The organism is Vibrio sp. Vb1337 (genome assembly GCF_033338715.1).
GTDB classification, from domain to species: domain Bacteria; phylum Pseudomonadota; class Gammaproteobacteria; order Enterobacterales; family Vibrionaceae; genus Vibrio; species Vibrio alginolyticus.
The window spans coordinates 12,588-24,999 of record NZ_JAWOTD010000019.1 but is presented as its reverse complement, the minus strand read 5'-3'; the positions used below and the strand labels follow the sequence as shown (position 1 = coordinate 24,999).

Here is a 12,412-nt window from a genome sequence, read left to right as displayed (position 1 = left end):
CCGGAGAGTATCATTCGTTGCCATCTCCCTTTCAAGACAAGATTTGCGATGAAGAACACACACAACATTCAAGAACGCCTAGAATACCTTAAACAACAACTCCCTTTAGAGATCACTCGCTCTGTCGCTGATACCTTAAAAGAAGATCTAGGTGGCAGTGTCGACGCAGATAACGACATTACTGCATCTTTGATCCCTGCCGATGCGGTTAATACCGCAACGATTATTACTCGCGAATATGGTGTGTTCTGTGGTCAAGCATGGGCTGATGAAGTTTTTAAACAGCTCGGTGGCAAGGTCAGCATTGAATGGCACGTAAAGGACGGCGATAAAGTCGAACCTAACCAAACCCTTTGCACGCTGACAGGCCCTGCTCGTGACCTGTTGACTGGTGAGCGTAACGCAATGAATTTCATCCAAACGTTGTCTGGCTGCGCAACAGTTACCGCAGAGTACGCTGAAAAGATCGCGCATACTGAGTGTCGTCTACTAGACACACGCAAAACCATTCCTGGTCTGCGTAGCGCACTAAAATACGCCGTGACGTGTGGTGGTGGCTTTAACCATCGCATCGGCGTGTTCGACGCTTACCTCATTAAAGAAAACCACATTATTGCTTGTGGTGGCATCACTCAAGCCATCCAGAAAGCGAAAGAGCTTAACCCAGGCAAACCGGTAGAAGTAGAAACGGAAAGCTTAGAAGAGTTGAAACAAGCGATAGACGCCGGTGCCGACATCATCATGCTAGATAACTTCACAAAAGAAATGATGCGTGAAGCCGTAGCGATTAACGCAGGTCGTGCCGCTTTAGAAAACTCCGGCAACATTACGCTAGAGACCATCGCAGAATACGCAGAAACCGGTGTCGATTACATTTCGGTAGGCGCGTTGACTAAGCATCTAAAAGCGATGGATCTTTCGATGCGCTTCAAATAATAAAAGCAACACAATCTCAATTACTTCAACTAACTCAGTGAGTTGTGAGTAACTAATCATTTAAAAGGGCCAATTGGCCCTTTCTTTTTATCCACTAAAAAATAGTACTACTCGCAAAACTCTGCATGCGATATGCAACTTTTCACCAAAGAGTTTTATCTCACTCGAGAGCCCATATCTTCCCCATTTTCAACCTTTATGAAGTCTCCATAATCCTTCGCTAATGCAAGGGCATTATTTATTTCATTAAGAAGGAAAGAAAATGAAACACAGTAAACAGAAAAAACAGCAAGGCTTTACGTTAATTGAATTGATGATTGTGGTAGCAATTATTGGTGTGTTATCAGCAGTCGCAATCCCTGCATATAAAGACTATGTCGCAAAGTCAGCTGTAACCTCTGCTGTGGGTACTTTAAAGTCATTACTTACTAATGCTGATTTATATACTCAGAACAACACCACAGCTACTTCCGACTTAGGAGACATCGGTGGGAACGCTACTATGAACGCCCTTGGCAATATTACCGCATCAATTGAAGGTGCTGGAGCAGCCTCAAACGCAAAATCTACACTCAAATTTGTATTTAATACTGGCAATGCTGCAGCAGGTGACATCGAATATGCTAGGACACCAAACACACCCTGGGGCTGTACAAATAATACTAACCCAAAAGTATCTATTGATAGCTGCCCATAATGCAAACCAACCTCTCCACGATTCTTCGTCAAAAAGGACTATTGGCTTTTTCCCAAGAAGAATCGTTGCTTGAGCAAGTCAAAGCTTCTGGCATTTCGATGCCGGAAGCTTTGCTCAGTTCAGGGTTATTTACATCACGCGAACTCACTGAACATTTAAATTCTATTTTTGGATTAAATCAGCCCGAGTTATCTCAGTACGAGTACGCCTCGCTTTGTCAGCAACTTGGCCTTAGGGAATTAATCACACGGCATAACGCACTCCCACTCCAGCGTACACCTTCAACGTTATTATTAGCCGTTGCCGACCCCACGAACCAACAAGCAGAAGACGATTTCCGCTTTGCCACTGGTTTACAGATTGAATTGGTGTTGGCGGATTTTCGTCAACTCAGCGCGGCAATTCGACGCTTATATGGTCGTTCATTGAGTCATGAGAAGTCCGGGTTAAAAGAGATCAACCAAGAAGAGTTAGCCAATCTGGTTGATGTGGGCGTAGATGAAATCGACAACATTGAAGACTTGAGCCAAGATGAGTCTCCTGTTAGCCGTTACATCAACCAAATTCTGTTGGACGCTGTGCGCAAAGGCGCATCCGATATCCACTTTGAGCCTTATGAAAAGATGTACCGCGTGCGCCTGCGCTGTGATGGAATCTTAATTGAAACACAGCAGCCACCAAGCCACTTGAGTCGCCGCTTATCCGCTCGTATCAAAATCCTCTCTAAGCTTGATATTGCAGAGCGACGTTTACCACAAGATGGGCGTATAAAGCTCAAGTTGAATCAAGACACCGCGATTGATATGCGTGTATCCACACTACCGACTCTATTCGGAGAGAAAATTGTATTACGACTGCTCGACAGCAGCTCTGCGTCACTGGATATCGACAAGCTTGGTTATAGCGAACAACAAAAACAATTGTACTTGGATGCGCTCCGTCGCCCACAAGGCATGATTCTGATGACAGGCCCAACTGGGAGCGGGAAAACCGTTTCTCTGTACACTGGGCTGAGTATTCTCAATAAACCAGAAATCAACATTTCCACGGCAGAAGACCCAGTAGAAATTAACTTATCGGGCATTAACCAAGTTCAAGTTCAGCCTAAGATTGGTTTTGGTTTTGCCGAAGCCCTGCGCTCTTTCTTACGTCAAGACCCCGATGTAGTAATGGTCGGTGAGATTCGTGATTTAGATACCGCCGAAATCGCTATAAAAGCATCGCAAACCGGTCACTTAGTACTTTCAACCTTGCATACCAATTCTGCAGCTGAAACGGTGATTCGTTTATCAAACATGGGCGTAGAAAGCTTTAACTTGGCCTCCTCTCTTAGTTTGATTATTGCCCAGCGCTTAGCCCGTAAACTGTGCTCGGTCTGCAAGCAACCACAAGAGCTTACCGTTCAGTTGCAACATCTCGGTATTCAAGCAAGCGACAACATTTTTAAAGCCAATCCCGATGGATGCAATGAGTGTACCCATGGTTATTCCGGCCGAACGGGGATTTATGAAGTGATGCGCTTTGATGAATTTCTTTCCGAAGCGCTTATTAAAGGCGCCTCTGTACATGAACTAGAAAAACTCGCCATCGCAAATGGTATGAGCACGTTACAAATGTCGGGCATAGAAAAACTCAAACAAGGGATCACAAGTTTTAGTGAACTACAGCGCGTACTTTATTTTTAATCCTTTAATCAGCAGTCACATCCATGAAAAGCACTACACCACAACTTAAAAACTTCCGCTGGAAAGGCATCAACAGTTCAGGCAAAAAGACATCTGGGCAAACCCTCGCGATGACAGAAATTGAAGTACGCGAGCGTCTAGACGCACAGCACATCAAGATCAAGAAGTTAAAGAAAAGCAGTATCTCGTTTCTCACTAAACTCAGCCATCGCGTGAAAGGCAGAGACATCACGGTGTTTACCCGTCAGATTTCGACGATGTTGATAACCGGTGTGCCCTTGGTTCAGGCTTTAAAATTGGTATCAGAGAATCACAAAAAAGCAGAGATGAAATCCATTTTGATGAGCGTGACACGCGCCGTTGAAGCAGGGACGCCCATGTCAAAAGCCATGCGCACTGCAAGTGAACACTTTGACCCACTCTATACCGATCTTATCGCCACAGGTGAGCAATCCGGTAACTTAGCAGAAGTGTTCGAGCGCTTAGCCACCTACCGAGAAAAAAATGAACAACTCCGTGCGAAAGTGATCAAAGCACTGATCTACCCAGCCATGGTAGTGCTAGTAGCGTTAGGCGTGTCGTTTATCATGCTCACCAAAGTCATTCCCGAGTTTGAAAAAATGTTTGTTGGTTTTGGTGCTGACTTACCGTGGTTTACCAGGCAAGTATTAGATCTTTCCGCCTGGACACAAAACTGGAGTCCGTTTATCGCACTAGGCTCCATTAGTTTATTCATTTCGGCGAGAATCCTCTCTAAGCGTTCAGATTCTTTTCGCTTAATGCTCAACCGCTCTGTGCTTAAATTTCCTGTCCTGGGCCCTGTATTATCAAAAGCCGCTATCGCCAAATTTAGTCGAACACTCGCCACAAGCTTTACAGCGGGTATTCCAATTCTAACCAGTTTAAAAACCACATCAAAAACCTCAGGAAACTTACACTATCAACTCGCCATAGAAGAAGTTTACCGTGATACCGCCGCAGGTATGCCAATGTATGTTGCCATGCGTAACTGTAATGTGTTCCCTGAATTAGTGTTACAAATGGTCATGATCGGTGAAGAGTCTGGTCGACTTGACGATATGCTCAATAAAGTTGCAACGATCTACGAGTTTGAAGTCGACAACACCGTCGACAACCTTAGTAAAATTCTAGAGCCGCTAATTATCGTATTTTTAGGTATCGTTGTTGGCGGATTAGTGACAGCAATGTACTTGCCAATCTTTAACTTAATGAGTGTATTGGGCTAGAATGAGCTGTTAACTCCTTTAAAACAGCATCTTGCTGATTTCACTCATCGCTCAAGAGACAAATATGGAAGTATTCCAGTACTACCCTTGGCTATTCGTTGTGTTTGCCACCATCTTCGGTCTGATCGTGGGTAGCTTCCTCAATGTGGTTATTTATCGACTACCTAAAATCATGGAACTAGAATGGCGACGCGAATGTGCCGAGTCATTTCCTGAATACAAAATAGAACCTCCTAAAGAAGTGCTGACCTTGAGCGTCCCACGCTCCTCCTGCCAGAAATGCGCAACACCGATACGTATTCGCGACAACATTCCTGTGATTAGCTGGCTGCTTTTAAAAGGCAAATGTCACAACTGTCAGACAACCATTAGCACACGCTATCCACTGATTGAACTGCTCACTGCATTCTGCTCAGGCTTTGTCGCTTACCACTTTGGTTTTAGTTACTTTACCGTTGCCCTACTCTTTTTCACTTTTATCTTAATCGCTGCAACATTTATCGATCTCGATACTATGTTGTTACCTGACCAATTAACATTACCATTAACTTGGGCTGGCATTGCCTTAGCATTAGTCGAAATAAGTCCTGTTACTCTACAAGATTCTGTCATTGGTGCTATTGCTGGTTACCTATGTCTCTGGTCCGTTTACTGGGGCTTTAAGCTACTTACTGGTAAAGAAGGAATGGGATATGGTGATTTTAAACTACTAGCAGCACTAGGGGCTTGGCTAGGTTGGCAGTCACTGCCGATGATCATTCTACTTTCTTCTGTGGTTGGCATCGTATTTGGCATCATTCAACTACGCTTGCAAAAACAGGGAATTGAAAAAGCTTTCCCTTTCGGTCCTTACTTAGCAATTGCTGGTTGGATAAGCTTAATTTGGGGCGAGCAGATTTTAAACTGGTACTTTACTTCAGTTCTAGGAGTGTAAATGGCTTTGGTTATTGGTTTAACAGGTGGTATCGCTAGTGGAAAAACAACCGTCGCGAATCTGTTCAAACAACAATTTAAAATCGATATCGTCGATGCCGACATTGTAGCAAGAGAAGTTGTCGAGCCAGGTACTCCCGGCCTAAACGCGATTATTGAACACTTTGGTCACGATATCGTTCGTGAAGACCAAACTTTAGATCGCGCAAAGCTGAGAGAAAAAATCTTTTCGAATTCAGATGAAAAAGCATGGCTCAACGCACTGTTGCACCCGATAATTCGTGAAAAGATGATCGAAGATTTGCAGCAAGTCACTTCAGAGTATGCGTTACTTGTGGTGCCGTTGCTCGTAGAAAACAAGCTAGATAGTTTGTGTGATCGCGTTCTTGTCGTCGATGTAGAACCGAATACACAGATATCTCGCACGATGAAACGAGACAATGTGAGTGAAGATCAAGTTCGCGCCATCCTTGCCTCTCAAGCATCAAGAGAGCAAAGGCTCGCGCTTGCAGACGATGTGGTTAAGAATAATCCAAGTGACCCTGATCTTTTGCTTCAAATCACAGATTTGCACGAAAAGTACCTAGCCATGTGTAAGAAAAATCTGCGAAAATAGGAACGAAACTCACAAAGGCTTATGTCGATGACCACGCACAAATTTGAACATCCGTTAAATGAGAAAACTCGTATTTATCTAAGAGTGGAGTCTCTGCTGCGTCAGGCTCACTTGGCCTCTGGGTTTAGCGAAAATCACCAGTACCAACTGTTTTTCCGTGCGTTATTCGATATGGTTGAGATCTTCGAACAAATCCAACTGAAAAGTGAACTGGCTAAAGATCTTGAGAAGCAGCGGCTGTCGTACCGCCATTGGCTCAATGTTGATGGTGTCGATCAAGACGCATTAAATACCCTACTACAAGAGATAGATGTCGTTCATAGCCAACTAATGGGTGCTGAACGTTTTGGCCAAGCATTAAAAGAAGATCGCTTCCTAAGCTCTATCCGTCAACGCTTTAATCTACCGGGTGGTTCATGCTGTTTTGATCTGCCAGCATTACACTACTGGCTTCATCTACCTATTGAACGTAAAAAGCGTGATGCACAACAGTGGCAAGCAAGCTTAAAGCCCTTATCTGATGCGCTTTCGTTATGGTTAAAGCTCACTAGAGAGACCGGACATTTCAAAGCTCAAATCGGTCGTGCAGGTTTCTTCCAAAGTGACGCTGATGAAGCCAACATTCTAAGACTTCACATCCCAATGGAATATGGCGTGTATCCTATGATTTCAGGCCATAAAAACCGCTTTGCGATCAAGTTCATGTCGTTTGAAAACGGTCAAGCGTGCACACAAGATATTGAATTTGAACTTGCTGTGTGCAGCTAAGACGACACTACGCCTCGCCTCCATAATCTAAAATTCAACGCTTTATTGCGCTTATATTTGATAAAATTTCGTAGCAGCAATAGCGCGTTGAATAAGCCATCTTTAATTCGTTTAGGTATACTACCCTTTAACACCAATTAGTAATGGGACGCTCAACTATGTCTAAAGTTACCATCGTTCAATGTCCACAATGTGGCGCCGACGTAGAATGGGGAGAACAAAGTCCTCATCGCCCTTTCTGCAGTAAACAATGCCAAATGATTGATTTTGGTGAATGGGCAGATGAAGAAAACACCATCCCAGGCGCACCCGATATGTCCGATAGTGATGGCTGGTCTGAAGATCAGTACTAAATTAAGACCTAGGGTAAAGGAAGATCCTAGGTTCCTTCTTGGGGAATCTGAATCACGCTCCTTCGTCGCTGTCCAGAATGACGAATTTTAACCACGGTACTCTATAATCTTTGACCATCATTTCCTGTCATTCCGAGGAGCCATAGCGGCATCAGGAATCTACTCATAGCAAGGATGAAGCTAACAACTTAAACAATTGCATGCTCGACTAGTAGATTCTGAATCACGGTCCTTCGTCGCTATCCAGAATGACGAATTTTAACCACAGTACCCAGTAATATTTGATCATCATTTCCCGTCATTCCGAGGAGCCATAGCGACATCAGGAATCTATTCACAGCAAGGCAGAGGCGTGGAGTGTACATCAGTGCATGAGCATCGACAGTTCAGGTCGGGTGAAAAGAAACGAGCAAGCTAATTACACAAATAAAAAAACGGAGCCCTAAAAGGACTCCGTTTAAGATGAGAACGCTAGTTATAGCATTACTTCTTAGCAAGTTTCTCTTTGATACGAGCAGACTTACCAGAACGCTCACGTAGGTAGTACAACTTGGCACGACGTACTGCACCACGGCGTTTAACTTCGATGCTATCAACGATTGGAGAGTGTGTTTGGAACGTACGCTCAACACCTTCACCGTTAGAGATCTTACGTACAGTGAAAGCAGAGTGTAGACCACGGTTACGGATTGCGATTACAACGCCTTCGAAAGCCTGTAGACGCTCACGGTCACCTTCTTTTACCTTAACTTGAACTACAACAGTGTCACCTGGTGCAAATTTAGGTAGGTCTGATTTCATTTGCTCTTCTTCAAGAGCTTTGATGATGTTACTCATTTTTTAAATTCCTAGAATAAACTGATACTAAATAAATTAGGTTACTTTGCGTTATGTTCTTTAATGGCTTTATGCTCATTAACAAACTCAGCAAGTAATTGTTCCTGTTCGTCAGTCAGAGCTAGGTTTTCCAGGAGCTCTGGTCTTCTTAGCCAAGTACGGCCCAACGACTGCTTGAGTCGCCATTGACGAATGTCCTTGTGATTGCCTGACATCAGTACAGCTGGTACCTCTTTGTCATCCAATACTTCTGGACGCGTATAGTGAGGGCAATCTAACAAGCCATTTGCAAAAGAGTCTTCTTCTGCTGACGCGAAATCCCCTAGTACACCCGGAACAAACCGAGAGACAGAGTCGATTAACGTCATGGCTGGTATCTCACCACCCGTCATCACAAAATCACCAATCGACCATTCTTCGTCGACTTCAGATTGAATGATGCGCTCATCTACCCCTTCATAACGACCACAAATCAGAAGCAAGTTCTCATTCGTTGCCAGTTCTTCGACCCCTTTCTGGTCGAGCTTGCGACCTTGAGGAGAAAGGTAGATGACTTTCGTCTTGCCCGGTGAGGCTGCTTTCGCGGTATGAATGGCATCGCGCAAAGGCTGAACCATCATTAACATACCAGGGCCACCACCGTAAGGTCGGTCATCGACTGTGCGATGTTTGTCGTGAGTGAAATCTCTAGGATTCCAAGTCTCAATCGACAAAAGACCTTTTTTAACCGCTTGACCTGTTACTCCAAAATCAGTAACAGAACGGAACATTTCTGGAAAAAGGCTAATAACGCCAACCCACATGTTTATCTCGCTCTGTAATTTTGGAGATTAGAATCCAGGATCCCAGTCAACTTCGATCCGTTGAGCTTCGCGATCAACATTAATGATCACTTGCTCTTCAAGGAACGGGATTAATCGTTCCTTCTGCCCGAAAGCATCTTTAAGATTTGCTTTAACAACCAGAACATCGTTTGAGCCAGTTTCTAGCATGTCAGTAACGACACCTAGATCGTAACCTTTAGTAGTTACAACTTGCATCCCAAACAATTCGCGCCAGTAGAACTCATCTTCTGACAATTCAGGAAGTACCGCAGGGTCAATAGCAATTTCAAAGTTCGTCATTAGATGCGCGTCTTCACGAACATCCATGCCTTCCAGCTTAGCCACCATACCTTTGTTATGGCGCTTCCAGCTTTCTACTTTGTACTCAACCCACTTGCCCTTTTGGTTAATGTACCAAGGGCTGTAATCGAAAATGCTTTCAGCATTGTCTGTGTAGGAAAAAACCTTAAGCCAACCACGAATGCCGTAAGTAGCACCAAACTTGCCTACAACAATCTTTTCGTTGCTCATTGTTTCTTTACCTTTCATCGACATAAACTAGTTTCTACTTTTCAAGTAAAAAATTAAGCCGCTTTTTGAGCGTCTTTAACTAGCTTAGCAACACGGTCAGATACTGACGCGCCTTGACCAACCCAGTGGTTAACGCGGTCTAGGTCTAGACGTAGACCTTCTTCTTGACCTTTAGCAGTTGGGTTGAAGAAACCAACTTTCTCGATGAAACGGCCAGTTGCAGCGTTGCGGCTGTCCGCTACTACGATTTGATAAAATGGACGCTTTTTAGCGCCGTGACGTGCCAAACGAATGGTTACCATGTCGTCCTCTTTGCTTTCTCAAAAATAAAATTAACCCCAAAAACCATTCAAGAAATTAAACAGTTTGGGGTCTCGTGCCAAAATAAAGCTCCGGAATTTTACTCTTCTCCCGGAGCAATGCAAGGAGTTTAGTTACTTTTTCACCAACATAAATTGAATTTAAAGTTTGTGACGTACCTAACACCCTGAATCTATGCGTGATCGATTAATTAACGACCAAATGGGTTGAAGCCACCGCCACCACCCATGCCGCCCATCATGCCTTGCATGTTGCGCATCATGCCTTTCATGCCACCTTTTTGCATCTTTTTCATCATTTTCTGCATTTGGGTGAACTGTTTTAGTAAGCGGTTTACATCTTGAACCTGCACACCAGAACCAGCCGCGATACGCTTCTTGCGCGAGCCCTTGATAATTTCTGGGCGTTGACGTTCTTTCATTGTCATGGAGCTGATGATCGCTTCCATCTGTTTGAACATCTTGTCATCGACTTTATCTTTCACATTGTCTGGTAGCTGGGACATTCCTGGAAGCTTATCCATCATCCCCATCATGCCGCCCATGTTTTGCATCTGGCCGAGCTGTTCACGGAAATCTTCAAGGTCGAAACCTTTCTTCTCTTTGAACTTCTTCGCTAACTTTTCTGCCTTTTCTTGGTCAACGTTGCGTTGTAGGTCTTCAATCAAAGACAGAACATCACCCATGCCAAGAATACGTGAAGCAACACGATCTGGGTGGAACGGTTCTAGCGCGTCAGTTTTTTCACCGACACCCAAGAATTTGATTGGTTTGCCCGTGACATGGCGTACTGAAAGTGCCGCACCACCACGAGCATCACCATCAACCTTAGTTAGAACTACACCGGTAAGAGGTAGCGCATCGCCAAAGGCTTTTGCTGTATTTGCTGCGTCTTGACCCGTCATGGCGTCAACAACAAATAGCGTTTCTACTGGGTTGATAGCTGCGTGAAGATCTTTGATCTCCCCCATCATCTCTTCATCAATTGCCAAACGACCTGCGGTATCGACAATAAGTACGTCGTAGAACTTTTTCTTCGCATGGTCAATCGCTGCATTGGCGATATCAATAGGCTTTTGGTCTGGTGATGATGGGAAGAAGTCAACACCGATGTCTGATGCCAGTGTTTCAAGCTGCTTGATTGCCGCAGGACGGTAAACGTCGGCAGACACAACCAAGACTTTCTTCTTGTCGCGTTCTTTTAGAAGCTTAGATAACTTACCTACCGATGTGGTTTTACCCGCACCTTGTAGACCAGCCATAAGAAGCACAGCAGGTGGTTGAGCGGCAAGGTTTAGCGCCTCATTCGACTCCCCCATTACGGCTTCAAGTTCTGTTTGAACGATCTTGATAAATTCCTGACCTGGAGTCAGAGATTTAGAAACTTCTACGCCCACCGCTTTTTCTTTAACGCGGTTCACAAATTCACGAACGACCGGAAGCGCAACGTCAGCTTCAAGTAGAGCCATTCGGACTTCACGTAGGGTTTCTTTAATGTTGTCTTCGGTCAGACGACCTTTGCCACTGATATTTTTCAGCGTTTTGGATAATCGATCCGTTAAATTCTCAAACATCTTTGTCTCTTCGCTAAAATGGCGATTAATTAGTGTGAGTATACATTAGCCAAGGTCTGAGTCATACCCGTACCGCTGTCCTATTCTTGTCTCTATTTATATATGGTGCGGTAACTTATTAATTTCAATATCTCATCTCTCACGATTGATGTCGGATATAACGTAGCCCCAAAGTGTAATGCAAGGTATAATTTCTCCATCGTGCACAATAATATTTAGGATTCATGGATAGCTTAATAGCCATCGCGGCCGCCATACTTTATGTCTTGGCGATTGCGACCATCATACCCGGACTCTCACAACAGTCAGGAATCAAAGCAAAAACAGTGTTTGCTAGTGCTGCCTGTGCGCTTGTTTTTCATGCGTGGATTTTGAGTGATCTGATTTTTGATGGTTCAGGTCAAAACCTGAGTATTCTCAACGTGGCTTCTTTGATCAGTTTTATTATTTCTCTGGTCATGAGCCTTGCTATGTTGAAAAACCGACTGTGGTTTTTATTGCCTGTCGTTTATAGCTTTGCTGCCATCAATTTATCTGCTGCCACATTTTTGCCAAGCACGTTTATAAAGCACCTAGAGAATGACCCTAAGCTACTCATTCATATTTCATTTGCGCTCTTCTCATACGCGACTTTAACTATCGGGGCACTCTATGCGCTTCAGTTGGCTTGGCTGGATCACAAACTGAAAGCAAAAAAATCTTTGGCGATTAACCCAAACCTGCCGCCTCTATTAATGGTGGAGCGTCAACTCTTCAAAATTATTTTGATCGGTAACTTATTGTTAACTGCCACGCTCATTACTGGCTTTGTCTTTGTGCAGGATATGTTTGCCCAAGGTAAGGCACATAAGGGCATTCTTTCTTTCATCGCTTGGGTGGTGTACTCAATACTACTTTGGGGTCACTATCAAAAAGGCTGGCGTGGTAGAAAAGTCACATGGTTCGCTGTTGCAGGAGCAACACTGTTGACTCTGGCATATTTTGGCAGTCGCTTTGTAAAAGAAATCATCTTGAATTAAGGAGCTCTAGGGCTCCTATCCTTTATATTTTAGGCTAGATAAAATACAGTACGCCTTAACTCTTTGACTTAA

Annotated in this window: 14 protein-coding genes; 9 read left to right on the top strand and 5 right to left on the bottom strand. The window is 44.1% G+C overall.

Annotation, left to right across the window (positions count from 1 at the left end; translation table 11 throughout):
* Positions 1-48 precede the first annotated feature (48 nt).
* The 8 genes from nadC (at position 49) to yacG (ending at position 7,235) form a co-directional block, all read left to right on the top strand.
* The gene (gene nadC, locus R7E42_RS18560; protein ID WP_137282353.1) at positions 49-936 is read left to right on the top strand and encodes a carboxylating nicotinate-nucleotide diphosphorylase; all 888 of its coding nucleotides are present in this window, start codon (positions 49-51) and stop codon (positions 934-936) included.
* A 262-nt stretch (positions 937-1,198) separates the two neighbouring features.
* Positions 1,199-1,633 carry a type IV pilin protein gene (locus R7E42_RS18555; protein WP_029803401.1) on the top strand — a complete coding sequence of 145 codons (435 nt, stop codon included), beginning with the start codon at positions 1,199-1,201 and terminating at the stop codon, positions 1,631-1,633.
* Positions 1,633-3,318, top strand: a complete 1,686-nt coding sequence (pilB, locus tag R7E42_RS18550) for a type IV-A pilus assembly ATPase PilB (RefSeq protein WP_318072912.1) — start codon at positions 1,633-1,635, stop codon at positions 3,316-3,318. The genes R7E42_RS18555 and pilB overlap by 1 nt, the downstream gene beginning before the upstream one ends.
* Before the next feature lie 23 nt (positions 3,319-3,341).
* Positions 3,342-4,565, top strand: a complete 1,224-nt coding sequence (locus R7E42_RS18545) for a type II secretion system F family protein (protein ID WP_017635918.1) — start codon at positions 3,342-3,344, stop codon at positions 4,563-4,565.
* A 64-nt stretch (positions 4,566-4,629) separates the two neighbouring features.
* Positions 4,630-5,499, top strand: a complete 870-nt coding sequence (locus R7E42_RS18540; RefSeq protein WP_025768182.1) for a prepilin peptidase — start codon at positions 4,630-4,632, stop codon at positions 5,497-5,499.
* Positions 5,500-6,114: a dephospho-CoA kinase gene (gene coaE, locus R7E42_RS18535; protein ID WP_017635920.1), complete on the top strand. Its 615-nt coding sequence runs from the start codon at positions 5,500-5,502 to the stop codon at positions 6,112-6,114.
* 27 nt (positions 6,115-6,141) lie between these two features.
* Positions 6,142-6,882 carry a cell division protein ZapD gene (gene zapD, locus R7E42_RS18530; RefSeq protein ID WP_005373086.1) on the top strand — a complete coding sequence of 247 codons (741 nt, stop codon included), beginning with the start codon at positions 6,142-6,144 and terminating at the stop codon, positions 6,880-6,882.
* A gap of 158 nt (positions 6,883-7,040) precedes the next feature.
* Positions 7,041-7,235 (top strand): DNA gyrase inhibitor YacG, encoded by a 195-nt coding sequence (yacG, locus tag R7E42_RS18525; protein WP_017635922.1) that lies wholly within the window; start codon positions 7,041-7,043, stop codon positions 7,233-7,235.
* A gap of 483 nt (positions 7,236-7,718) precedes the next feature.
* On the opposite strand, the gene rplS is transcribed toward yacG, so the two are convergent.
* From rplS to ffh, 5 genes are all read right to left on the bottom strand, one after another.
* Positions 7,719-8,072 (bottom strand): 50S ribosomal protein L19, encoded by a 354-nt coding sequence (gene rplS, locus R7E42_RS18520; RefSeq protein WP_005379971.1) that lies wholly within the window; start codon positions 8,070-8,072, stop codon positions 7,719-7,721.
* Between the two features lie 41 nt (positions 8,073-8,113).
* The gene (trmD, locus tag R7E42_RS18515) at positions 8,114-8,875 is read right to left on the bottom strand and encodes a tRNA (guanosine(37)-N1)-methyltransferase TrmD (protein WP_005385420.1); all 762 of its coding nucleotides are present in this window, start codon (positions 8,873-8,875) and stop codon (positions 8,114-8,116) included.
* 27 nt (positions 8,876-8,902) lie between these two features.
* A complete protein-coding gene (gene rimM / locus R7E42_RS18510; protein WP_005379964.1) occupies positions 8,903-9,451 on the bottom strand; it encodes a ribosome maturation factor RimM in 549 nt (182 codons plus the stop codon).
* Positions 9,452-9,480: 29 nt separating this feature from the next.
* Positions 9,481-9,729 carry a 30S ribosomal protein S16 gene (gene rpsP, locus R7E42_RS18505; RefSeq protein WP_005379962.1) on the bottom strand — a complete coding sequence of 83 codons (249 nt, stop codon included), beginning with the start codon at positions 9,727-9,729 and terminating at the stop codon, positions 9,481-9,483.
* 209 nt (positions 9,730-9,938) lie between these two features.
* Positions 9,939-11,321: a signal recognition particle protein gene (gene ffh / locus R7E42_RS18500; protein WP_005385423.1), complete on the bottom strand. Its 1,383-nt coding sequence runs from the start codon at positions 11,319-11,321 to the stop codon at positions 9,939-9,941.
* A gap of 224 nt (positions 11,322-11,545) precedes the next feature.
* Here ffh and R7E42_RS18495 point away from each other — a divergent pair, with 224 nt between their 5' ends.
* The gene (locus R7E42_RS18495; protein WP_005379950.1) at positions 11,546-12,340 is read left to right on the top strand and encodes an inner membrane protein YpjD; all 795 of its coding nucleotides are present in this window, start codon (positions 11,546-11,548) and stop codon (positions 12,338-12,340) included.
* The last annotated feature ends 72 nt before the right edge of the window (positions 12,341-12,412 follow it).

Excerpts from the sequence above, each read along its gene's own strand:
- nadC (WP_137282353.1), top strand. The coding sequence starts at position 49 with ATGAAGAACACACACAACATTCAAGAACGCCTAGAATACCTTAAACAA.
- R7E42_RS18555 (WP_029803401.1), top strand. The coding sequence starts at position 1,199 with ATGAAACACAGTAAACAGAAAAAACAGCAAGGCTTTACGTTAATTGAA.
- pilB (WP_318072912.1), top strand. The coding sequence starts at position 1,633 with ATGCAAACCAACCTCTCCACGATTCTTCGTCAAAAAGGACTATTGGCT.
- R7E42_RS18545 (WP_017635918.1), top strand. The coding sequence starts at position 3,342 with ATGAAAAGCACTACACCACAACTTAAAAACTTCCGCTGGAAAGGCATC.
- R7E42_RS18540 (WP_025768182.1), top strand. The coding sequence starts at position 4,630 with ATGGAAGTATTCCAGTACTACCCTTGGCTATTCGTTGTGTTTGCCACC.
- coaE (WP_017635920.1), top strand. The coding sequence starts at position 5,500 with ATGGCTTTGGTTATTGGTTTAACAGGTGGTATCGCTAGTGGAAAAACA.
- zapD (WP_005373086.1), top strand. The coding sequence starts at position 6,142 with ATGACCACGCACAAATTTGAACATCCGTTAAATGAGAAAACTCGTATT.
- yacG (WP_017635922.1), top strand. The coding sequence starts at position 7,041 with ATGTCTAAAGTTACCATCGTTCAATGTCCACAATGTGGCGCCGACGTA.
- rplS (WP_005379971.1), bottom strand. The coding sequence starts at position 8,072 with ATGAGTAACATCATCAAAGCTCTTGAAGAAGAGCAAATGAAATCAGAC.
- trmD (WP_005385420.1), bottom strand. The coding sequence starts at position 8,875 with ATGTGGGTTGGCGTTATTAGCCTTTTTCCAGAAATGTTCCGTTCTGTT.
- rimM (WP_005379964.1), bottom strand. The coding sequence starts at position 9,451 with ATGTCGATGAAAGGTAAAGAAACAATGAGCAACGAAAAGATTGTTGTA.
- rpsP (WP_005379962.1), bottom strand. The coding sequence starts at position 9,729 with ATGGTAACCATTCGTTTGGCACGTCACGGCGCTAAAAAGCGTCCATTT.
- ffh (WP_005385423.1), bottom strand. The coding sequence starts at position 11,321 with ATGTTTGAGAATTTAACGGATCGATTATCCAAAACGCTGAAAAATATC.
- R7E42_RS18495 (WP_005379950.1), top strand. The coding sequence starts at position 11,546 with ATGGATAGCTTAATAGCCATCGCGGCCGCCATACTTTATGTCTTGGCG.